15 protein-coding genes are annotated in these 22,724 nt (G+C 52.2%); 3 read left to right on the plus strand and 12 right to left on the minus strand.

Going from position 1 to position 22,724, the window contains the following annotated elements:
- Positions 1–432 precede the first annotated feature (432 nt).
- The 4 genes from OO017_RS10085 to OO017_RS10100 all read right to left on the minus strand — a co-directional run bounded on the left by OO017_RS10085 (position 433) and on the right by OO017_RS10100 (position 6,421).
- Positions 433–2,727 (minus strand): patatin-like phospholipase family protein, encoded by a 2,295-nt coding sequence (locus OO017_RS10085; RefSeq protein ID WP_266052353.1) that lies wholly within the window; start codon positions 2,725–2,727, stop codon positions 433–435.
- 189 nt (positions 2,728–2,916) lie between these two features.
- A complete protein-coding gene (locus OO017_RS10090; RefSeq protein ID WP_266052354.1) occupies positions 2,917–4,326 on the minus strand; it encodes a sugar MFS transporter in 1,410 nt (469 codons plus the stop codon).
- 188 nt (positions 4,327–4,514) lie between these two features.
- Entirely contained in the window at positions 4,515–5,558 is a 1,044-nt protein-coding gene (locus OO017_RS10095; RefSeq protein WP_266052355.1) for an aldose epimerase family protein, read from the minus strand.
- A gap of 197 nt (positions 5,559–5,755) precedes the next feature.
- Positions 5,756–6,421 carry an RNA polymerase sigma factor gene (locus tag OO017_RS10100; protein ID WP_266052356.1) on the minus strand — a complete coding sequence of 222 codons (666 nt, stop codon included), beginning with the start codon at positions 6,419–6,421 and terminating at the stop codon, positions 5,756–5,758.
- Positions 6,422–6,903: 482 nt separating this feature from the next.
- On the opposite strand from OO017_RS10100, the gene OO017_RS10105 reads away from it, so the two are divergent.
- The gene (locus OO017_RS10105) at positions 6,904–7,821 is read left to right on the plus strand and encodes a mechanosensitive ion channel family protein (RefSeq protein ID WP_266052357.1); all 918 of its coding nucleotides are present in this window, start codon (positions 6,904–6,906) and stop codon (positions 7,819–7,821) included.
- Positions 7,822–7,897: 76 nt separating this feature from the next.
- Here OO017_RS10105 and OO017_RS10110 read toward each other — a convergent pair whose 3' ends face one another.
- The 8 genes from OO017_RS10110 to OO017_RS10145 all read right to left on the minus strand — a co-directional run bounded on the left by OO017_RS10110 (position 7,898) and on the right by OO017_RS10145 (position 16,645).
- Positions 7,898–9,544 carry a M1 family metallopeptidase gene (locus OO017_RS10110; protein ID WP_266052358.1) on the minus strand — a complete coding sequence of 549 codons (1,647 nt, stop codon included), beginning with the start codon at positions 9,542–9,544 and terminating at the stop codon, positions 7,898–7,900.
- Between the two features lie 122 nt (positions 9,545–9,666).
- Positions 9,667–9,951 carry a GNAT family N-acetyltransferase gene (locus OO017_RS10115; protein ID WP_266052359.1) on the minus strand — a complete coding sequence of 95 codons (285 nt, stop codon included), beginning with the start codon at positions 9,949–9,951 and terminating at the stop codon, positions 9,667–9,669.
- A gap of 54 nt (positions 9,952–10,005) precedes the next feature.
- Positions 10,006–11,079, minus strand: coding sequence for an NADPH dehydrogenase NamA (gene namA, locus OO017_RS10120; RefSeq protein ID WP_266052360.1), 1,074 nt, complete (start codon positions 11,077–11,079; stop codon positions 10,006–10,008).
- Between the two features lie 91 nt (positions 11,080–11,170).
- Positions 11,171–12,223 carry an FUSC family protein gene (locus OO017_RS10125; protein WP_266052361.1) on the minus strand — a complete coding sequence of 351 codons (1,053 nt, stop codon included), beginning with the start codon at positions 12,221–12,223 and terminating at the stop codon, positions 11,171–11,173.
- Positions 12,224–12,490: 267 nt separating this feature from the next.
- On the minus strand, positions 12,491–12,889 hold the full coding sequence (locus OO017_RS10130) for a response regulator (RefSeq protein ID WP_266052362.1): 399 nt from the start codon (positions 12,887–12,889) through the stop codon (positions 12,491–12,493).
- A 327-nt stretch (positions 12,890–13,216) separates the two neighbouring features.
- A complete protein-coding gene (locus tag OO017_RS10135; RefSeq protein ID WP_266052363.1) occupies positions 13,217–14,344 on the minus strand; it encodes a PAS domain-containing sensor histidine kinase in 1,128 nt (375 codons plus the stop codon).
- Positions 14,345–14,394: 50 nt separating this feature from the next.
- Positions 14,395–14,793, minus strand: coding sequence for a response regulator (locus OO017_RS10140; protein ID WP_266052364.1), 399 nt, complete (start codon positions 14,791–14,793; stop codon positions 14,395–14,397).
- Positions 14,786–16,645: a PAS domain-containing sensor histidine kinase gene (locus tag OO017_RS10145; RefSeq protein ID WP_266052365.1), complete on the minus strand. Its 1,860-nt coding sequence runs from the start codon at positions 16,643–16,645 to the stop codon at positions 14,786–14,788. Before OO017_RS10145 ends, OO017_RS10140 begins: the two co-directional genes overlap by 8 nt.
- Positions 16,646–17,083: 438 nt before the next feature.
- Here OO017_RS10145 and OO017_RS10150 point away from each other — a divergent pair, with 438 nt between their 5' ends.
- Both OO017_RS10150 and OO017_RS10155 read left to right on the plus strand, forming a co-directional pair.
- Positions 17,084–19,900 (plus strand): alpha-amylase family glycosyl hydrolase, encoded by a 2,817-nt coding sequence (locus OO017_RS10150; RefSeq protein ID WP_266052366.1) that lies wholly within the window; start codon positions 17,084–17,086, stop codon positions 19,898–19,900.
- Positions 19,901–20,084: 184 nt separating this feature from the next.
- Positions 20,085–22,676, plus strand: coding sequence for a cellulase family glycosylhydrolase (locus OO017_RS10155; protein WP_266052367.1), 2,592 nt, complete (start codon positions 20,085–20,087; stop codon positions 22,674–22,676).
- Positions 22,677–22,724: the final 48 nt, after the last annotated feature.

A 22,724-nucleotide genomic window follows, 5' to 3' on the forward strand; every position in this document is an offset into this window, starting at 1 on the left:
AACTTTAAAAGTGTTGAAGAATAGATTAATTAATTTTAAACTTATCGCTTTGTTTTAATAAATATTTCAAATTATACGGATAAAAATTGGTAAACAATCATATTTATGTCGAAATCTTTGAATAATTTTTAAATTAGTTACTGAAGAGTATAAATTGAAGGCTGGAGGTCATAAGAAAGCCGTAGTAGGGTAGGGTAATTTTGTGTTTAATAAATTGGAGTAATGCCCTTGCCATTTTGGTAAGAAACTTAGTACAAGGTTTGATAAGTCTCAAAACAAGCAACTCAGCTCCATTCCGGGTGACAAAAAATAGATGAAACAGCCCCGGCTTCTGATTGGATTTTAGCTTTGATAATAGCTTGATGCTGCGAGAAACGGCAAGTTAAGCCGACGGAGAGAGGTACCGTTGGTGAAGGGATGTGCTATTTGCCGCTACCAGGGCAACCTGAAGCCAAGGCTGATAAAGCCACGCCATTCAGCATCTTTTTCGTGGGCAGCACCTGCTGTTATAGGGCCAAAAGGAGTGAGGTAGCCGAGGGTGGCACTGTAGCCCAAACGGGTGCTTTTGCCACGCAGGGTGCGGTAGCCATGCAGTAAACTGGTATTGATAACGGTGGAGCTAAGCTGCAAGTATAGCTTTTTACGCAGCTCCGCCTGCAGGCCCAAGCCGCCATAGATAAGGTTATCAGCAGAGTAGGCGAAAGGCTCTGCAGCGCGGTACTCGACCATGTTGGGAAGAACGGAAGTATAACCTCCTATTTTCACCTCCTCACCCACAGGTAGATCATTGCTGGTATACATCACCAGCCCTTGCCGCAACATCAGGCTGAGGTTACGGCGCAATGGAACCACGCCATTGGCTTTCAGCGATACCCGGAAGTATGGATCAATGTCATCGTTGCGGATGCTGCTCTCCAGTTCCGGGTGCCCTGGCTGGGCACGTAGGGTAAACCTGCTGCCAAAGATGAAGCTACCCTGCAGGTCAGTTTTCCAGCCCCGGGTAGGGAAAACCTGCCTGTCTAAAGTATTCAGGCGGAAAAAACTGTTGATAGCCCAGTTACGCACCTTCAGTTGCTCCAGCCAGTTAATATCCACGGTAAGGGTATCCAGGTTCAGCTGGCCGGCCACCTGCGGGTACAGCCTCGCCAGTTTATACTCCATTTGCTGCCCCAGCGTCCAGGTATTGTTGGTGGTGGTTTGCCAGCCCAGCGTACCGATATTCATGTTCTGCTGCAGTATGGCAATCTTGCTGCCATTGTCGTTGAAAAGCGAAAGGTCGTTCTTATAGTACTGGCTTCCCAATTTTACGGCAATATGATAGCGGTAGCCCATGTACTTCAGATAATTCACGTCGGTGCGGATATTTTGCCCCAGGTCTACCTCAGCCACAAAGCGGGAGCCCTGCCAGAAGAGGTTGCGGCGGGTAAAGTTCACCGTAGCCCCCGCGCGGTTCTCGGAGTCGTAATAAATGGCGGTTTTCAAGGCTCCTTCTGCCGCTTCCTCCACGTTTACCTGTAAGTGGTGGCCGCTATCGGAGGGGACCATGGCGTAAGATACTTTGTTGAAATGGCCTGTGCCGTAAAGTACCTCTATGCGGTTCTCGATGCTGCTGATGGTGGTGGTTTCATTCTCTTTCAGGCGCAGGCGGCGGCGCAGAATCCGCCTGGGCGTGGAATTGGTGCCACTGATGAGCACTTTCCCGATTTTCACGGAGTCCTGCAGGTTGCTGAGAGCGGGCTTGTGCATCGGCTCCCGGAAAGACCTGAAATATCTCGCCAGGGTGCGCAGGCTGTCCTCGTACTGCCGTGCCACCAGTTCCCCAATCTTTATAACCTCTTCCGTATCGGCGAAGCTGCCGGTGTTGTAGTCCTCTAGATAAGGTAAAATATCCACCAGTAAATCCGTCTTCTTCTTTTCGCTCTCCAGGTTAGAGGCACTGGTAAAGAAGGTAGCCTGCACCAGCACATCCAGCATGGATTTCAGGTTCTGCTCCGGCTCCAGGCCGCCGCCCACATTCACCCCAATCACAAAGTCTGCACCCATGTCCAATGCCTCCTGCACCGGGAAGTTTTGCACCAGACCTCCGTCAACCAACACGCGGCCATCAATTTTAATGGGGGTGAACACGGTGGGGATAGCCATACTTGCCCGTAGCGCCTCCGGCAGAAAACCCTGCCGTAGTACCACCTTCTGCCCGGTTGCCAGGTCGGTGGCCACACAGGCAAAGGGGATGGGCAGCTGGCTGAAATCCTGGATACTGTGGGCACCGCGCGTAAGCCTGATAAGCAGGTTGTTCAGCGCCTGACCCTCTATCAGCCCGCTCGGGAAGCTGATCTTTGTGCCATTTACCGGCAGTTCCAGGAGGTAGCGGCCGTAGTATTCCTTTTCCTCCATCGCGATCTGGCTTAGGGGTACCTGGTTGCTCAATAGCATTTCCCAGTCCTGTTTCAGGGCGATCTCCTCTATCTCACTGGCCGAGTAACCAAGGGCGTACAAAGCCCCTACCAGGCTACCCATACTTGTACCGGTAATATAGTCCGGACGGATGCCCGCCTCCTCCAGCACCTTCAAAAAACCGATGTGCGCCATACCTTTCGCACCGCCGCCGCTCAGCACCAGCCCAATCTTAGGGCGCTTGGCAGAAGGCGCTGCCCATGCCTGGGCCACTACCTGCGCGGGAGCGAAAGCAGAAAGCAGGAACAGGAGGGAAAACAGGTAATGCCTCATTCGGTTAAGGGTAGTGATGTTGTTGCCCTAATAACTTCTAAAGCAAAGTTATAGTATGGCGGCACTTTGCCCGAAAGATAAGCAATTCTCTTTAAGCCGCTAAAGTATAGAAACCCTGAAGCTGCAGGACCATAAAAAAAGCCAGCCTATACTTATACAGGTTGGCTTTCATGAAGTATAAATCCTTATCTAAACGGTTTCTTGGGTGATTTTTGATCCGGAGAAACCATAGTACATGATGTACAGGTAGCACACCAATGGCACCAGGAACGAGAGTTGGAGGCTACCCGTTATGTCTGCCACGGCACCTTGCAGCGGCGGCACAATGGCACCTCCCACAATCGCCATCACCAGCAGCGACGATGCCTGGCTGGTATGCACGCCCAACCCTTTAATAGCCAGCGTGAAGATAGTAGGGAACATGATGGAATTGAACAAGCCGATGGCGATAACGGACCACATAGCCACAGCACCGGTAGCAAAGCTCGTGATCAGCAACAGCACAACCACCGTGGCGGCAAAGAAACCAAGCGTCCTGCTCGGGATAAAGCGGCCCAGCATCAGCACGCCAAAGTTCAGCGCAATCAGGCCGAGAACAATAAGAGCCTCGTGCAGGCCATAAGCAAAGAACATGAGCCCAAACACAACAGCCGCTATACCACCTATCACCAGGTATTTACCATTGGCGTTTTTCATGTTGGAGAGGGCTACGGCACCAAAGAATCGGCCCACCATGGCTCCTCCCCAGTAAAAGGCCAGAAAATGACCGGCTTCGGCCTCCTCCAGCCCTGCAATCTCGGGTAGCCTGAAGAAGTTGATAAGCGTGCTGCCGATGGCCACCTCACCACCCACATAGGCAAAAATACAGATGATACCCAGCACAAGGTGGCGGTAACGAAGGGCGCCAGCGCCTGGCTTTATCTCATCGCTGCTCTGTATACCCGGCAGTTTCGCTATTTTGATAAGTAGCGCAATAGCCAGCAGGGCGGCCGCCAGCCCCAGGTATGGCATTTTTACAGAGTCAGCCCCTGTGTCGGATGCGTTTACGGCACCAAAGATGAGGTAGCCGCCTATAATCGGGGCCACCGTGGTACCCAGGGAGTTCAGGGCCTGCGTCAGGTTCATGCGGCTGGCTGCGCTCTCCGGCGGGCCAAGTATGGCTACGTACGGGTTAGCCGCAATCTGCAGAATGGTGATGCCGGAGGCCAGCACGAACAAAGCACCCAGGAAAAAGCCATAGCTCAGGGTAGAAGCCGCCGGGTAAAACAGCGCGCAACCTACAGCCGCCACTAGTAACCCGACAATGATGCCGTTCTTGTACCCAATCCGTCGGATAGGGTCTCCCTTGGTGATGGAAAGTATGAAGTACAGCAGCGAGATGATGAAGTATGCGCCGAAGAAGGCCGTCTGGATGAGCATGGCCTGCCACAGCTCCAGCGTGAACACCAGTTGCAGCTTAGGTATAAGGATGTCGTTGAGGCAGGTAATGAAGCCCCACATAAAGAAGAGCATAGTCACCGTAACCAGTGGGCCTTTATAGTTTTCGGTTACTTCCTGCTGAGCGGGTGTTGTAACATTGGTGTGCGTAGTGCCAGCCATAGTAATCTGTGGTATAATGTAAGAATAAGTTTAAAGTTAGGGCGAAGTACAGTTTTTATACCTTGGCAGAGCGGATTAACGAGTGAAGTGTACTTCATTTTTACGCATTACACTCCGCATGAGCCGGTAATTTACATTTAAAAATCAGCAGTAGCGGGCTAAACTTAGCTGCAAGGTATAAATGGCTGTTAGGCTTCTTTTACCGAAAGTTTATAGATCGTGCTTTCCCTGTACGTTTCGCCGGGGCGAAGTATGGCAGACGGAAACTGAGGCTGATTCGGGGAGTCCGGGAAGTGCTGCGTTTCGAGGCAGAAGGCATAGTGCTTAACATACCTGTTGCCGTTTCTGCCGGTAAGGGAGCCATCCAGGAAGTTGCCGGTGTAGAACTGTATGCCCGGTTGCGTGGTGTAAACCTCCAGCACACGCCCGGAAACGGGCTCGTATACTTCGGCGGCCTTGGTCAATCGTTCGGTGTTGTGGTGTAGCACATAGTTGTTGTCGTACCCGCCACCCGTCATCTTGTGCAGGTGCTTGCCTATTGGCTGCGGCTCGCGCAGGTCCAACATGGTGCCCGCTACCTCTGCCAGCTCACAGGTGGGGATAAACGTTTCATCCACAGGCGTATACTTGCTGGCGTTGATCTGTATGATGTGCCCCTCGATGCTGTCGGACTTGCCTGCAGACAGATTAAAGTAGCTGTGGTTGGTCAGGTTTACCGGTGTGGCCTTATCGGTGGTGGCGCTGTAGTCAATTCTCAACTCGTCGGCATCCGTTAAAGTATAAACCACAGTAGCCGTCAGGTTTCCGGGGTAACCTTCCTCGCCGTCAGGGCTAAGGTAACTCAGTTGCAGGGCGTTATGTTCCGGCAACTCCTCGGCTTGCCAAACTACCCTGTCGAAGCCGGTGTTGCCGCCGTGCAGGTGGTGCGGTGCATCGTTCGCGGCCAAGGTGTACTCCTGGCCATCCAGTGTAAATTTACCTTGTGCAATGCGGTTGGCAAACCTGCCTACAATGCCCCCGAAGTGCGGGTTATTGGGGATATAGCCCTCCAGTTTGTCAAAGCCTGCTACCACGTGGCCCATTTCACCGTGCCTATCGGGTGTTATGAAAGAGGTGACGATTGCTCCGTAATTCGTGATCGTTACCGTTACACCATGCCGGTTGGAAAGCGTGTACAAGTATACTTGCTGCCCGTCCGGGGCGGTACCAAAAATGTCCTTCTTTATCTCCATTAGTGTGATTTCATTATAAACTCTCCTGGCAGCCAGGTAAAACCATGGTTGTAAGCTAAGGCCACGGCAGCATCAAAAGCTAAACGGTTAGGTATAAAGCGTGCTGCCAGAATAAGTATAATCCGGGATTCAAGTTAGAGGGTTTCGGCCTAAATGCCAAAGAAGGCGGAGGTAATGTTGGCTTGTGCGGCAGCGGCCTACTCAAAACTGAGCACCAATGACGCTGTGCCCGCCAAAGGATCCAGCGCATGGTCAGGCTCCTCGGCCGTGGAACTCAGGCTGCTGGCTAAACCGCGCACACGTTTGCGCAGAGAAGAGGTTTCTTCTTCCTTGCCATGGTAAAACTTGTATAGCTTGTCTATGGCTTTGTAAGTGAGTTTGTAGACTGATTTCTGGTCGATTCCCATTATGTCGGAGATCTCGTCGTACTGCAGGCCGGTATAATATTTCAGGAAGATCACCTCGCGCTGCCGCTCCGGCAGCTTCATGAGCAGGTGATGAATCTTTTGCCGGTCTAACTCCGTGGACTGTAGCTTGATAAGCTCTGCCTCATGCGACGCTTCCGTGCCGAGCTGAGTATCGTCGGGCAGGGGTTCATACTTGCTTTTGAAGGTGGCCTTTTTACCTAGCTCGCGGCGGAAAGCCTTTAGCAGGTAGTTTTTGACGCTAGGGGGCGTAGACAGATTCTGCCTGCTTTTCCAGATCTGGAAGAAAACCTGCTGGATACAATCCTTCACCATGTCCAGATCAGGAATAAGGCGTTGCCCATAGCGCAGCATTACCGGTGCATAGCGCTTGTACAGGAGGGTAAAATCGGCCTCACTTCCTTCCCTAAACCTATTCCATATTTCCAGCTCTTCCATTAGAACCGATTTGTTTTCCAGTCCATTTTCACCAGATCCTGAGTGCACCGGCTTTTGTTGCGGTTGCATCCGTTGCCACACCCGAAGGTGCCCGTGCGGGTTTTGTTAAAGTATAGGAGGCTTGCTAGAACCTGTGTTATACTTCTTAACCCGGCAGGGTTTTCCTGCTGCCGTAACCGCTAAATCCCCCAAATTTAGGAATATTAACATACAATAAAAATGATGTGGCATTGTACATTTGCAGTGTTTAAACAACAACCAAAGGCTTTTTTTGTTCTGTAGAAGCTAAAGGTCTGGGTGCTCTGCACTTGGGTAATTGAAGTGGATATTGATGAAGCGGCGACAGTATTCAGTAGTTAGTACAGAGGTTGCGGGATGAAGCTGCCTTGCAGGGGTATCGGGGCGTTGCAGCGGGAGGAGCCGAGGCCGCCAGAACACTATGGGAGGCCATTTGCGTACTAAGCAGAATAAAAGCCAAGCAAATGCGCAATATCACATACTGGCTCTCTGCTCAAACAGGATTAACCCCGGAGTTTTTTGGTAAGCTGCTCTACTCCCTGGCAGTGGTAGGCGTGCTTTGGCTGCTGGGGCTGTTCATGCAGCGCTTCATACATAGGCAGGAGGCAGACCTTCGCAAGAAGTACCAGTGGCGCAAGATCACCAACTACACAGTAACCGTACTCGGCATCATCTTGCTTTCTTACATCTGGTTCGATGGCTTCCGGTCCATTGCGACCTTTCTGGGGCTGTTATCGGCTGGCCTGGTGCTGGCCCTGCGCGAGCCCGTGCTTAACATGGCTGGCTGGGTCTTTATCATCTGGAAGCGCCCTTTCCATATCGGTGACCGCATTCAGGTGGGGGACCATATTGGTGATGTGATTGATATCCGCCTTTTCCAGTTCTCGCTGAACGAGATACAGGGCTGGGTGAAGGCCGACCAGGCAACCGGCCGTGTGGTAAACATTCCGAACCTGAAAGTATTTACAGAGCCGCAATCTAATTACAACTATGGCTTTCCGTTTATCTGGGAGGAGGTTCCGGTGCGCATTACCTTCGAGAGCAACTGGCAAAAGGCCAAAAGTATACTTTGGGAGGTGATGCATGAGCACGCGGAGCAGCTTACCGAGGCGGCCCGCGAGCAGGTAAGGCGGCAGTCGCAGCAGCATCTTATTTTCTACGAGGACCTGGAGCCGCACCTCTACACGGCTGTACGCGAAAACGGCATTGAGCTTACGATGCGCTACGTGTGCAGCCTGATGCGCCGGCGGCAAAGTGTGCACCTGATTTGGGAGGATGTGCTGACAAAGTTCCTCGACGCGCCGGATATCCGTTTTGCCTACCCAACCTCCCGCTTTTACCGTGGCGAGGAGGGGCAGGAGCCGCTGCCGAGGCAAGTCTAGGCTTTGTAAATTCTTCATATGAAAACGGCCCACCTTCAAACCTGAAAGTGGGCCGTTTTCTTTTAAGCTTTGCCTGTTAAGCCGCTGTTACGTTCTGCGTGGTCACGTAAAAGTTAGGGTCTGTATTCACTTTTGTGTTTTTCCTGGCTTTTAGCTCCTGCCAGGTGGTGGAGGGCTCCAGCCACTGCTCCTTACCGTTCAGGTATACCTTAACGGGCATATCAAAAGCATCTACGCTGTTGGCCCAACGGTACTGCAGCTTCTTGCCGTCCTGCTTGTACTCCAGCACCGGTATGCGCACATCGCGCAGGTACTGGTCAAATACCGGGGTCAGGTCGCGGCCCACGTGCTGGCTCAGGTAGTTTTCAATCTGCTGCGTGGTTACGGTCTGGTGGTAGAACTCCTGGTTCAGGCCCCGCAGGATGCTGCGCCACTTCTCATCATTGTTCACGATCTGGCGGAGGTTGTGCAGCATGTTGGCGCCTTTCGGGTACATATCGCCGGAACCCTGGTTGTTCACATCATACTTGCCGATAATCGGTTTGTCGTTCTGGATGATGTTACGCAACCCGATCACGTACTCATTGGCCGCCTTGGTACCGTAGTGGTAGTCCAGGAACAGCGACTCAGAGTAGTTGGTGAAGCTCTCGTGTATCCACATATCGGCAATATCCTTGTAGGTGATGTTGTTGGCAAACCACTCGTGGCCCGACTCATGTATGATGATGAAGTCGAACTTCAGGCCCCAGCCCGTGCCGCTCAGGTCGCGGCCCCGGTAGCCATTTGTGTAGCCATTGCCGTAAGTTACGGCGCTTTGGTGCTCCATGCCCAGGTAAGGTACCTCCACTAATTTAAACCCATCCTCATAAAAAGGGTAGGGGCCAAACCAGTGCTCAAAGGCCTGTAGCATTTGCTGTACCTGCGTAAACTGTTTTTTTGCCTTGTCCAGATTATAGCGCAGCGGGTAAAAGTTCAGATCCAGCTCACCTTTCTCGCCTTTATACTTTTGGGAGTAATGGGCGTAGTCGCCGATGCTCACGTTCACGCCATAGTTGTTGATGGGGTTCGTGACGTACCAGTGGTAGGTCTTGCTGCCATCCTCGTGGTCCTGCACTTTTTTGAGCCTGCCGTTGCTCACATCCATCAAGCCTTTTGGGGCTCGTACGCTGATGCGCATACTATCCGGCTCGTCGTACATGTGGTCTTTGTTGGGCCACCAGAGGCTGGCTCCGTCGCCTTGGTTAGAGTTGGCTACCCAAGGGTTGCCGTTGGCATCGTACTGCCAGGTCATGCCGCCGCTCCAGGGTGGGTTTTCGCTCACCTGCGGTTTGCCGCCAAAGTGTACTTCTATCTCTTTCTCCTGGCCTGCCTCTTGCGGTTCCGGCAGTTGCACATACCACGCGTTGCCATCCTGCTGCACCGGCAGCTCCCTGCCGTTTTGCGTTACCTTGCTAATACGCATGGGGGGCTGTAGGTCCACTTGCATGCGCTGCTGCGGCGCCAGCACCTTGTAACGGATGGTGTTGGTGCCTAGTACCGTGCTGTCCTGCGGGTTTACGGCAATGTTGAGGTGGTAAAAGGTGAGGTCCCACCAGGCGCGCTCCGGCGTGATGCTGCCGCGCAGGGTGTCCTGGCGGGTAAATTCCTGTGCCTGCACAGCGGTGGCACCCAAACATAGTATACCGCCCAGAGCCAGCCTGCGGAAAAGAGGAGGAGTCTTCATGAACAAAGTTTATGGTTGATCAACAAAAAAACATCCTGCCTAAAGTATAAGTTTAAGCAGGATGCAGTAGCTAAGATAGCTGTTTTGTGCTGTATGGCAACATAACTGGCGCAATTTATACTTTACACCGGGTGCACCATCTCCTGGTATTCCGGGTAGCGGTCAATATACGCCTCCACCACGGGGCACGAAGGGATGATCTTGTAATTGTTTGATTTGGCGAACTCCAGCCCTTCTTTTACCAGTTTTCCTGCCAGGCCTTTGCCGCGGTGGCTGTCCGGTACATACGTATGCTCAAAGTCGATGATCGTGGTTTGTGTGTACGAGTACGTCAGCTCTGCATCGTCGCCATCGAAAGGCATGTAAAAGCGGAAATCTTCCTCGTCATGAATTATGGTAACGCTCATATTATTTCAGATTGATGTCTTGTGGTTTACGGATGCCGCTTTGGCGTGTTCTGGCTACTTGCGGGGCTTGGCGCGCTCATACTGTGGCGGCCAGCTGTACTCGTCGCCAAGTTCCAGGGCAGCATGCATCGGGAAGTACGGGTTGCGGAGCAGTTCGCGGGCCAGCAGCACCATGTCGGCCTGGTTTCCGGCCAGTATCTCCTCTGCCTGCCTTGCATCTGTTATCATACCCACGGCACCCGTCAGCAGGTTGGCCTGCTGCCTGACCTGGGCAGCAAATGGCACCTGGTAACCCGGACCTACAGGTATGGCCGCATGGGGCGCATTTCCTCCCGTAGAACAATCGATCATATCCACACCCAGTTTCTTCAGTTCTAGGGCCAAGGCCACGGAGTCATCTCCGGTCCAGCCGCCTTCGGTCCAGTCGGTGGCAGAGAGGCGCACGATGAGCGGAAACTCCTCCGGCCATACATTACGCACACGCTCGGTAACTTCCAGCAGCAGCCGGATGCGGTTCCCGAAGCTGCCGCCATACTTATCGGTGCGCTGGTTGCTTAGGGGGGAGTAGAATTCGTGCAGCAGATAGCCGTGCGCTGCGTGTAGCTCGATCACTTTAAAACCTGCCGCTAACGATCGCTTTGCAGCAGCCTCAAAGGCATCAGTTACCTGCTCAATCTCCTCCAGCGTCAGTGCGTGCGGTACAGGACTGCCCTCTGCAAACGGTAGGGCGCTTGGGGCTACGGTTTGCCAGCCGTTCTCCTCCTCCGGGAAAATAGCAGTGCCGCCGTCCCAGGGGCGGTGGTGGCTGGCCTTGCGCCCGGCATGGGCCAGCTGTATACCCGGCACGGATCCGTTTTCGGAAATAAATTGGGTGATGCGCTGTAGTCCCGCTATGTGCTCATCTTGCCAAATACCCAGGTCGTGCGGGGAAATGCGCCCTTCCGGAACAACTGCTGTGGCTTCGGTTAAGATCAGACCGGCACCACCCACTGCGCGGCTACCCAAATGCACCAGATGCCAATCCGTAGCAAAGCCTTCCTGACTGCTGTACATGCACATCGGCGATACGGCAATGCGGTTTTTGAAGGTAACGCCGCGAACGGTGAGTGGGGAGAAAAGTATGGACATAGTATAAATTCGATTTGATGGAACAGTTCAGTAACAGCCGCTGCCGTACTTTGTTACGGCAGCTTATCTACTAAAGTATAAACCAGAGGTATTAGCGGGCGGCCTCGGTCAGGATGCGGCTAAGGTCTGTCAGGATGCTGCCCACGTCGCGCAGGGTACGGTTGGAGTTGATGCTGGGGAGCGTGGCCAGGCACTGGTTCTGCAGCTTATCGGCTTCGCGTATACTTTCCAGCAAGGCGGGACGGTGCCGCTCGGTTGGCCCCACCATAGCATGGCTGAACAGGGTGATGCAGGCAGCAGTGGCCTCCATGGCCTGTTTCAGAGCCTGCGTGTCCTGAAGGTCCGTTTCGAAAATATGGGCAGAGTTGAGGTCGGCTATGCCCCGCCGGATGCCCCTGATCTGGGTAGTGATGTGCTCCAGCCGCTTCACGCCGATGGCCAGGCGGCTCAGGTGGGTGCGCTTGTGCGTAAGCAGGGGGTTATACTTGAGGCTCTGCTCGGCCAACTGCAGCGACTTTATACTTTTCTCGGTTGCGGCAATCAGCGCGTCTGTTTCCTGACGGCCTACTAACTGGCCTTTCTCTGTCTGCCGCAGCTGCGAGGCCAGGAAACCCAGCGTTTTAGTACCCTGCTCGCCCAAGGCGAGCATACTGTTCTCCACCTCCGGAATAGCATTCTGAGGTACGATAAGTGCATTTATCAGCACAGCCACCACCGACCCCATCAAAGTCTCCACCACCCGCTCCACGGCGTAACCCTGTTCCTGCGGGCTAAAGGCCAGCACCAGAAAAGAGCTCACCGCCACCTGCGACACAATCTGCGGGTTCATGCGCAGGGCCTTGGATATGCCCATGCCAATGATGATGACCAGGAAAATGGAAACGCTGCTGATGCTAAGCCAATGACCGATGAGCAAGCTGACCGCTACCCCTCCGATAATGCCGATAATACGTTGTGTGGCTTTCTCCACTGAGTCGGCCACGGTAACCTGTACCGTAAGTATGGAGGCCAGCGGTGCAAAGAATGGATAGTCGGAGCCGAGCACCGTGGTGGCCACCAGCCACGATACCGCAGCAGCCAGCGCCGTTTTAAAAATCTGTAGGTTAAGCCCGATGCGGGCAAAGAAAGCAAGCGTTATGGGCATGTTAGCTATACCTGTGGCAGATGCTAAAGTTATAAAAAGGATTGCGTACCGCTGCGGCAAAGGTATAAAGATTGTGCATTTTAAATATCGTTGGCGAAGGTACCGGCCCGTGCAGGCTGAACCATGAGGAGGTAGAGTCTTTTTTTCCGGACCGGATGGGCTGGCGGGAAAGGAGAGGCAGCGCTATACTTACAGTGGTGTGTCTGGAGGTTTACAGGCTAATCAGCCTATAGTAAAGCAGGATTCACACGTTCTCAAAGTATAAATTCAGGAGTGCTTCAGAATATTGTGGATTATACTTTCTTCGAGGGGTTTATGCAGAAAACCGGAAAGGAAGTCATACTCCTGCGCTCTCCGGACCTCCATTATATCCAGCGAGGAGGTAAGCATGTACAGCAGGCAGCAGCACCTCAGTTGGGGGGCGTGCGGTGCTACCGCATCCAGAAACTCCCACCCGTTTATAAAGGGCATGTTCAGGTCCAGAAAAATAACATCCGGGATTTTGTGTGACTGGTTAAACTGCAGGCTCGGGAGCAGTTGCTGCAGGGCATCGCAGGGGTTCAGGAAAGTATGGTACCGCTGGGAGAAGTTCTCAGCTGTGAGCATCGCCTCGGTCAGGAAAGCACTTACCTCGTCGTCGTCAATAATATACACACTTCTAAACATAGGTTTGCCTTTTCCCGTGTTGCAAGCAGGTAGTTTTCCTCAGCCGTTCATCATCTCCTGGCAGTGTTCTCCCGTCGTTAGTCATCAACACCGGTACTACTACACCGAATGGGGTTGAGAGCGAGCCTGTATACAACTGATTTTAGCCAGGTGTACGATGAAGAGGCTACTTGCTTTACGAAAAAACGCAGTTTTTGTGCGTGTATAATTTTATTTTGATCAGCGGGAGGAAGCGTAATGCGGGCCGGGCATGTATACCATAAGCTATTCTCAGTGGTGGCCAGGTAAGTATAAAAACGGGTAATAATTGTAGGCGATAAGCGCAAATCAGGAGTGCATCGGCAGTGTAACCGTGAAAGTGGTTCCGAGCCCAGGCGTGCTGGCTACTTCTATACGCCCCTGCAACAGTCTAACCTGCTCTTTTACAAGGTATAGGCCAAGTCCTTTGCCATCGATATCCTGATGAAAACGCTTATACATTTTAAACAGCGACGGCCCGATTTTGTCCAGGTCCATGCCTGTTCCGTTGTCTGCCACAGCAATAATAGCCTCATCGCCTTGCTGCTTTAGCGAGATCATTACCTCCAGCGGGCGGTCGGGCAGCCTGTACTTTATTGCGTTTGATAACAGGTTTTGGATGATGCTCACCAGGAAAGCTTTTACGGTAAACAGCTCCATCCGCTCGGTGCCAGCCAGTGTTATAGTGGCACCTGCATTGCTAATTTCCTGCTGAATATTTGCTACGCATAACTGCACCAGCTCTTCCACGTCACACTTTTCGCGGGGCTCATCACCCTGGTGGTGCAATGCCAGCATCTGGTTCAGGTCGCGCACCATGCCGTCGAGCTGCTGTGCAGACTGCAGGAGGGCTACCAGTGCGGTTTGTTGGGTTTTCTCGGGCAGGTTATCTTTCTGCAGCAGCTTACCCAGGCCAAGCAAGCGGGCAACGGGACTACGGAAATCATGCGCGATGATCTTACGGAACAGCTCAAGCTCCTCGTTCTGGCGCTGTAGTTCCTGGGTGGTGCGCAGCAGGGCCCGCTCACGCTCCTTCTGCTCCGTTATGTCTTTAGCGATTCCGAAAATGCCCACCATCTTATCGCTTACCGTCTTTAACGGGAAATTCGTCACATCCAGGTGTACAGTCTCGCCGCTATTGTTCAGCACCACCGTCTGGTACCGCTGCGGCAGCCCTTGCTTGGCAGCCTTGAAGTACTTACCCGACTCCTCCAGGTGCTCGGGGTGAATGATGTGCTGGTAGTTATTGCCCAGCAGTTCATGCCGCTCTCTCTGAAGGATCTGGCACACCGTATGATTTACGGTATGGAAGGTGCCGTCGAGGGCGATCGTGTAAATAGCGTCCGGGTAGTTGTTGAACAGGAGCCGGTTCAGGCGCTCCAGCCGCATCGACTCGAGGCCAGTATTGCTTTGGATAGGTGATGTGACGTCTTGCATTGGTTGTTAAGTTTGTGTGTGGTGGCGTAAATTCTGTTATGATGAAATGGTTAACAGCTTTCTTTCAATTGCATAATCCACTCGTCTTCCAATGGTTTCTGCAAAAAGCCGGCTACAAGGCTGGTGCCGGCGGCACGGGTGCGTTCCTGCTCATCCACAGAGGAGGTAAGCAGGTAAATACGGCAACGGCCTTTCAGGGCCTGCTCGTAGGGGCTAAGGGCCTCCAGAAAATCCCAGCCGCTCAGGAAAGGCATGTTCAGGTCCAGGAAGATTACCTCGGGCAGTGCGTCTTCACTGCTTCCCTTGGCGCTATCCAACAGGTTTTGCAAGGCTGTTTTTGCATCCAGAAATCCTTTACACTCGGTAGCAAAACTCTCTGCCTCCAGAATTGCCTCTGTCAGAAAGATGCTCACCTCATCATCATCTACAATGAAAACCTTGTTATACATTTTTTGCTCCTAAGTATATTTTAAATGTGGTGCCCTGGTCTGGGGCACTTTCAACTTCTATTTTACCGCTAAGCGCCTGTACCTGCGTTTTAACCAGAAAAAGGCCTGTTCCCTTGCCATAGGTGTTCGGGTGGAAGCGCTTGTAGAGTTGGAACAGTTGGTGCTGTACCAGGTGCATGTCCATGCCTGAGCCGTTGTCGCTTACCGTTAGCACGAATCCCCGCTTGTCGCGCTCCGCTCTTACTTCCAGTTTCAGGGGGCGGGTATCCGATCTGTACTTTAAACTGTTGGAAACCAGGTTGTACAGGATGCTGTAGAGGTAAGCGCGGATGGATAGAAGGCTAAAGCTCGGGTCTATCGCCACACTAACCTGTGCGCCGCTTAGTTCAAATTCATGGTTAAACTGCTGCAGCACCTCCTGGCAAACCTGTTTCAGGTGCACTTTTTCGCGTGAGGCAACCCGTCCGGATTCGCGCAGCGAAAGTATCTGATTAATATCCTTCACCACAATGTCCAACTGCTCGATGGAGCCCTGCAGTTTTTGAACCACCGCATCGTAGTTGGCCGTTTCTTTCGGCAATTTGTTTATGAGTTGTGCCAGACCCAGGGCGTTGGCCACAGGCGCGCGCAGGTTATGCGAGATGATGTAGGTAAACTGCTGCAGGTCAAGGTTGTGCTTGTAAAGGTCATCGGCCATCTTCACCAGCTTTTCCTCCGCCTCCTTTTTCTCGGTTATATCTGTCTCGATGGCAATGTAATTCTGCAGGTTGCCTTCCTGGTCAAAGATCGGTGTTACATCGATGTAGAACCAGATCTTCTCACCGGTTTTGCGGTAGTTTAGTACCTCTTCTGAAAAAGGCTTGCGGCTCTCATACTTGCTGCGGATACGTTTGGATGTTTTCGGGTCGGTTCCGGAGCCCTGCAGCAGTTCACTTGGAATATGGCCCACCACTTCGTGCCGGTCATAGCCCGTTAGCCTGCAGAACCCGTCATTCACCCACTCTATCTTACCCGCCGGATTCATGATCACGACCCCATTCACGGTTTTGCTGGCCACTAGCGAGAGCTTTTCATTCTCGCGCTGTATGCTCTTCTGCTCTGTAATGTCTTTAGCAATGCCCTGTGCCCCCTGTAGCTCATCTCTGAAGTATACCGGCATCACTGATACGCTCACATACTTGACGGTACCCTCCTGGGTAAGGATAGCAACTTCTATGGTATGCGCTTCACCGGACCATACTTTCTGCATGGCCTCGGCGCCCACGTCCAGGTAGTCGGGGTGCAGCAGGGAGGTATAAGGTGTGCCGAGCAGCTGGCTTTCGCTGTACCCGGTGAGGGTTTGCAAGTGCTTGTTAAACTGCTGGAACTCGCCCTTCTGGTTGAGTGTGAAAACCGTATCGGGGTGCTCAAAGAAAAGGGATTCGTAGTAAGCCTGGTGGTAATCGTTGTCGTAGGCAAGTTGTGTGGCGGCTGTCACGTCGCGGGCGCTTGTAAGTATGCCGCGCACGTGCTCGTTGTGCAGCATGTTCCTGCCGGTGCACTCCAGCCAGCGCCATTCGCCATCTTTCGCCTTAAACCTGAAATGCGGTATTGTAGTTTGTCGCATGGCCAGGAGCCCTGCAAGCGCCAGTTGTACCCCCGGCAGGTCTGCGGGGTGAACCAGCGACAAGGCATTTACACCCACCAGTTCCTCCGGAACATAGCCGAGCACAGCAGTAACCGAATCACCCACAAAAGTATAGGTGCCCTCTTCGTCTAACACAGCAATAAGGTCTATGCTGTTCCCTACTACGGCACGGTAAAACTCGCGCGAGTGGCTTTGCCCAATTTCTTTTAAAACAGGAGGTTGCAAGTGGCTGTGTTATGACGTTTACTATAAATTGCTGGAGCATTGCCCTTGTCCTTTTTTACCGCCATCACTTCTGCTGCAGACAACGCGCAATTTCGCTCCAATATACACAAGATTTGTAATATCCTATTCTTAAATTATTCTTTATGTGCGGCTTCTGGTTAACCGAAAGTATAAATAGACAAATCGTAACACAGGAAGCAGGTACGTTTACTTAACTAAAACAGCATTAGCGGCTTGCAACTTATTGGTGGGGTATACAGGACAAAGCCTAATGTTTATTATGACTTTTTAGTGGTGGGATGTTATTTTTTGTTATCCAATACTTGCTTAACTTGCCACATTGCCATTTTAAGCTGCTGCCTCACTTTTGCAACTTGCGGGGCAAGGGGTATAAAAATGCGCCGGCTTTTACGAACCTGATTCTTATACACTTTGCTTATGAAAATTTTTACTCTTTCTCGTTTTGTCTTGCTGATTTGCTTGCTGCTGGGCTGGCAAACCCAGGCGCAGGTGGTTACCACGGAGCCCGCCTTCCCTACCGCAGATAAAGCCGTAACCCTTACATTTGACCTGACAAAAGCTAAAGACAGCCGTGCTAAAGGCCTTTTAAACAAAACAAACGATGTGTACCTGTGGTCAGGTGCCGGGTCTACAGAGAGTGGGGATGCTTTCGAGTTCCAACCTGCAGGGCAGACCACCTGGACAGCTCCTTTTGAGCCGGGTAAAATGACCTCGCTGGGCAATGATAAATGGCAGATTACACTGGTGCCTCGCGAGTACTTTGGTGTGCCTGCAGGTACTCCTATCCGTAAGCTGGGCTTGTTGTTAAAAAACGGCAACGGCTCCGCGCAAACCGAGGACATCATTATAGCCGTTTACCCCGATGAACTGAAGGTGGCTTTTCAGCAGCCTACCCAGGATTTCTTCTTTGCTGAAGCCAATGGCACGATACAGGTAGAGGCAGTCGCCTCAGAGAATGCTGCGTTGCGCCTGCTGCACGATGGCGTGGAAATAACAACGGTAGCAAGCGGCAAAAACCTAAGCTATACGTTGCAAACAGGGCCTGACCAGGGACTGCGCCACAGCGTAACCGTGGAGGCAAAGACCGCCTCAGAAACTGACACAGACGTTTTTGAATACATGATTAAGCCGGTGCCACCGGTGGCGGCAGTGCCAGCAGGTATCGTAGATGGCATCAATTATATAGATGAGAATGAGGTGATCTTGGTGCTGTATGCCCCGCACAAAGAGAATGCCTACGTGATCGGGGAGTTTAACGATTGGAAACCCACACCCGAGTACCTGATGAACCGCACGCCAGACGGAGTGCGTTACTGGCTGCGCCTTACCAATCTGCCGGTAGGGGAGGAGGTTGCTTACCAGTACCTGGTGGATGGCACCATCGCCATAGCTGACCCTTATACCGATAAGGTCCTGGATCCGCAGTACGACCATTACCTGACCGCAGCCAACTACCCGAACCTGAAGCCTTACCCGGAAGGCGCCACTGGTATTGTATCGGTGCTGCAGACCCAGCAGCAGGAATATAGCTGGCAGGTAACGGATTTTCAGCGCCCGGATGTAGACCAGCTGGTGGTTTATGAGCTGCTGGTGCGCGATTTCGTCTCCACCCGTAACTATAAAACCCTCACCGACACGCTTAGCTATTTCAAGAGATTAGGTATAAACGCTATTCAGTTGATGCCGATCATGGAGTTCACAGGGAACGAGTCGTGGGGCTATAACCCAACCTTTTACTTTGCCCCGGATAAAGCTTACGGCACCGAAGCAGATCTGAAGGCTTTTATTGATGCGGCTCACAAAGAAGGTATTGCAGTTATACTTGATATCGTGCTGAACCAGGCCGACTATGAATTTCCGTACGTGAGGCTATACTGGGACGGTGACAGACCTGCCGTGAACAGCCCGTACTTCAACCAGTCGGCTACCCACCCATTCAGTGTGTTTTTCGATTTTAACCACAACCAGCCTGCCACCAAAGCCCTCGTGCAGCGGGTTACGGAGTACTGGCTGGAAGAGTATAAGGTGGATGGTTTCCGCTTCGATCTCTCCAAAGGGTTTACCCAGAAAATCTCCGGGAGCAACGTTGGTGCCTGGAGCTCATATGACGCGGACCGTGTCGCCACCTGGAAACGCATTTATAACGAGATCCGAAGCGTAGACGAAACAGCCTATGTGATACTGGAGCACTTTGCTGACAATGCGGAGGAGAAGGAGCTGGCTAATTACGGTATGCTGTTCTGGGGTAACAACAACTATGATTTCAGGCAGCTGGGCAAAGGGGAGAATGCCAATCCGCAGTGGATGTCTTATGAGGTGCGCGGTTGGGAGCAGCCGCACGTGATCGGTTATATGGAGAGCCACGACGAGGAGCGCTTTGTATACGATGTGAGCAAATACGGAAAAACATCAGGCGGCTACAATACCCGTAACCTGACCACGGCGCTGAACCGTGCCAAGTTGGCGGCGGCCTTCGCCCTCACCATTCCCGGCCCTAAAATGATCTGGCAGTTCGGGGAGCTTGGGTATGATGTGGCGATAGACGAGAATGGCCGTACTGGCAACAAGCCCCTGCTGTGGAACTACCAGAACGACCCGGAGCGCGCTAAACTTTACCAGGTATATGCCGAGCTCATCAAACTGAAAACATCGCAGCCGGTATTCGGCACAGAAGACTTTACGCTCGACCTGGGCAACATCGTGAAGCGCATTACCCTTAACAGCGACGCTATGCAGGTATTCCTGATTGGCAATTTCGATGTGAAGCAGCAGCTGCCGGCTGCCGGCTTCCCGGGTGCAGGCTCCTGGTACGACTACTTTACAGGGGATGAACTGGTGGTAACGGATCCCGCAAAAGAGATCATGCTGGAGCCGGGCGAGTTCAGGCTTTTCACCTCTCAGAAGCTGGATGAACCTGCCTCAAACCTGCTGCCCTGGTCCAAAATCATACTTTCAGCAGAAAACGAACTGGCTAACGGCAACACGCTACGTATCTACCCGAATCCGGCCCCGGATGCCGTAGTGGTACACCTGGAAAGCGATTACCTCGGGCAGGTGCAGGTGCAGGTGCAGGATGTAACAGGCCGGGTTCTCTCCCGCCATACTTTAAACAAAACCCAGGAAGTGCTGAAGCAACAGGTGCAGCTGCAAAATGTAGCCAATGGGCTGTACTACCTGCAGGTAACCACCGGCGACAAACGCCTTGTGCAGAAGCTGGTGAAGGTGGCGCAATAAGCAAGCGTACAAGTTGATAAGAACACGAGCTATATACTTATAAAGTATAAACCCTAAGGTATACTTGCTGCACCCGGCAAGTATACTTTAGGGTTTATTTTTCATAGGAATGTCAAACATAACATTTCCGGCGGTATTATACTTTTGTAGCATAAAACCCTCGGAACAAAATCATCATAAAACAATGGATACTATTTCTAGAATCGCTACAAAGCTTACGCTGCTGCTGCTGATAGTTTGCGCAACAAGCTCTTCTCTTCTTGGCCAGGACAAAAGCGGTGTTTACGTTGACAAAGAGGGTGTGATGCGTTGGCAGAAAGACAACAAGGAGGCCAACTTCTTCGGGGTAAACTACACTGTGCCGTTTGCTTATGGCTACCGCTCTCATAAAGCACTTAACGCAGACCTGGAAAAAGCAATAGACCAGGATGTATACCACTTCGCCCGTATGGGGATCGATGCGTTCAGGGTGCACGTCTGGGATACGGAGATCTCTGATTCTGTTGGGAATCTGCTGGAGAATGAGCACCTGCGGCTGTTTGACTACCTGATCGCGAAACTGAAGGAAAGAAACATCAAGATCCTGGTGACGCCTATTGCTTACTGGGGATCGGGCTACCCGGAACCGGATGTGAAGACAGCCGGTTTTTCGAGCATTTACAACAAGCAGCAGGCAGTAACGGAGGAGAAAGCCTTTGTGGCGCAGGAGCGGTACTTGAAACAGTTTTTTGAGCATGTTAATCCTTACACAAAAGTGAGGTACCAGGATGATCCTGATATTATCGCTGCGGAAATAAATAATGAGCCTAAGCATAGTGGGCCTAAGGAGCGGGCAACCGAGTTTGTGAACAGGATGGTGAAAGCGGTGCGAAACACCGGCTGGACGAAGCCTATTTTCTACAACATCAGCGAATCGCCGACCTATGCTGACGCCGTAGCCAAAGCGAACATTGATGGCGTAAGTTTCCAGTGGTACCCAACCGGGCTGGTGGCAAACCGTACGCTGCAGGGTAATTACCTGCCGCACGTGGACCAGTACCGCATCCCGTTCGATACTATTCCGGAGTATGCCGGCAAAGCCCGCATGGTGTACGAGTTTGATGCGGGCGATATCCTGGGCTCCTACATGTACCCTGCCATGGCCAGAAGCTTCCGCCAGGCGGGTTTTCAGTGGGCTACCCAGTTCGCCTATGACCCTTTGGCAACTGCCTACGGCAACACCGAGTACCAGACGCATTTCCTGAACCTTGCCTATACGCCCTCCAAAGCTGTAAGCCTGATGATTGCCTCAGAAGCTTTCCACCAGTTACCCCGTCTGAAGAGCTACGGCGCCTACCCGGCCGACACTGTGTTTGGTGTGTTTAAAGTTAGCCACCAGAGGGGAGGGCTGAGTGAGATGAACTCTCCGGATAAGTTTTATTACTCCAACACTACCAGTACCAAGCCGGCCAGAATCGCCAGGCTTACCAAGGTGGCGGGAGTTGGCAGCTCTGCGGTGGTGAAGTACCAGGGGAAAGGAGCATATTTTATAGACAAGCTGGAGAATGGTGTGTGGCGTCTGGAAGTTATGCCGGATGCCATACATGTGAGTGATCCTTTTGCCAAGGCATCACCCAAAAAAACGGTTACAAGTATACAGTGGCAGGAACATCCCATGGAAATCAACCTGCCTGACCTGGGGGACAACTTTACTGTGACAGGGCTGAACGAGGGGAACTCTTATACTTCGAAGACAAAGAACGGGAGCTTTGGGGTTAAGCCGGGAACATACTTGTTAGCTAAAAACGGCAAGAGTACCCGAAATCTTAAAAGCGGGGCTCTCGGTGCCGTGGGAATGAATGAGTTTGTCGCCCCTAAGCCACATGCCAATTCGTTGTTTCTGAAGCACACCCCTTATACGGAGGTATCGGCTGGCAAGCCTTCTACTCTAACAGCACAAATTGTAGGAATTGATACAACCGCAAAAGTGAGCCTGGTAGCCAACAGCCTCTCCGGCATTTGGAAGACGATACAGATGAAGCAGGTAAGTCCTTATACTTACCAGGCGGAGTTGCCAGCTGATTTGTTAAGCCCCGGCCAGATCCGGTACAGGATAATAGTAGAGTCGCAAGAAGGGGATTTTACGAGTTTCCCGGGTGGCCAGAAAGGAAACCCGTGGGCGTGGGATTATATACAGAATGGTTTTTGGCAGACTTACGTCGCCCCTGAAAACGGAGCCCTGGAGCTATACGACGCGACCACAGACCAGGACCTGTTTATTTACCCGAACCTTTGGAGAAGCAATGAGCGCCAGTATATTACTGGCAAGAAGCCAGGCCAATTGATACTGCGCCTCGACACAGAGCAACTGCCTCAGGAAGGGGTAATGGGTTTGCAGCTATATGTAGGGGATAAATTAAAAGGCCGGCAGTCTGAGCTCCCTGAATTTGATAAGCTGATTATCAGGGCCCGTACTTCTGGAAATGCACCTGTGCAGGCAAACATCACACTCATTACAGCAGGTGCCTCGGCCTACACTGCAAATGTTGAGCTGAACAACGAGTTTCGGGAGATAGAAATTCCGGTAAGCAGCCTCAAACCTTCCAGGTTTATACTTTTGCCCCGCCCATACCCAGGGTTCCACCCTTTCTGGTTTAAATCTGCGAAAGCAGCGGCTTTTGACTTAAAACAGGTCGAGAAGCTGGAGCTTACCGTAGGAGACGGCAGCACTAAGGCAGAGCGGGGCAAGCCCTACAACCTTGAAGTGGAAAGTGTGTGGCTCGAGAAAACTAGGTAACACGCGTGAGTTATGACTCACATTCAGGTTTGCTGCTATCTATACTTT

The organism is Pontibacter anaerobius (assembly GCF_026241195.1).
Lineage (GTDB): Bacteria > Bacteroidota > Bacteroidia > Cytophagales > Hymenobacteraceae > Pontibacter > Pontibacter anaerobius.

Coding starts and splice junctions, on each gene's coding strand:
- OO017_RS10105 (WP_266052357.1), top strand. CDS start 6,904: ATGCGCAATATCACATACTGGCTCTCTGCTCAAACAGGATTAACCCCG.
- OO017_RS10085 (WP_266052353.1), bottom strand. CDS start 2,727: ATGAGGCATTACCTGTTTTCCCTCCTGTTCCTGCTTTCTGCTTTCGCT.
- OO017_RS10140 (WP_266052364.1), bottom strand. CDS start 14,793: ATGTATAACAAGGTTTTCATTGTAGATGATGATGAGGTGAGCATCTTT.
- namA (WP_266052360.1), bottom strand. CDS start 11,079: ATGTCCATACTTTTCTCCCCACTCACCGTTCGCGGCGTTACCTTCAAA.
- OO017_RS10095 (WP_266052355.1), bottom strand. CDS start 5,558: ATGGAGATAAAGAAGGACATTTTTGGTACCGCCCCGGACGGGCAGCAA.
- OO017_RS10150 (WP_266052366.1), top strand. CDS start 17,084: ATGAAAATTTTTACTCTTTCTCGTTTTGTCTTGCTGATTTGCTTGCTG.
- OO017_RS10115 (WP_266052359.1), bottom strand. CDS start 9,951: ATGAGCGTTACCATAATTCATGACGAGGAAGATTTCCGCTTTTACATG.
- OO017_RS10100 (WP_266052356.1), bottom strand. CDS start 6,421: ATGGAAGAGCTGGAAATATGGAATAGGTTTAGGGAAGGAAGTGAGGCC.
- OO017_RS10155 (WP_266052367.1), top strand. CDS start 20,085: ATGGATACTATTTCTAGAATCGCTACAAAGCTTACGCTGCTGCTGCTG.
- OO017_RS10110 (WP_266052358.1), bottom strand. CDS start 9,544: ATGAAGACTCCTCCTCTTTTCCGCAGGCTGGCTCTGGGCGGTATACTA.
- OO017_RS10090 (WP_266052354.1), bottom strand. CDS start 4,326: ATGGCTGGCACTACGCACACCAATGTTACAACACCCGCTCAGCAGGAA.
- OO017_RS10135 (WP_266052363.1), bottom strand. CDS start 14,344: ATGCAAGACGTCACATCACCTATCCAAAGCAATACTGGCCTCGAGTCG.
- OO017_RS10125 (WP_266052361.1), bottom strand. CDS start 12,223: ATGCCCATAACGCTTGCTTTCTTTGCCCGCATCGGGCTTAACCTACAG.
- OO017_RS10130 (WP_266052362.1), bottom strand. CDS start 12,889: ATGTTTAGAAGTGTGTATATTATTGACGACGACGAGGTAAGTGCTTTC.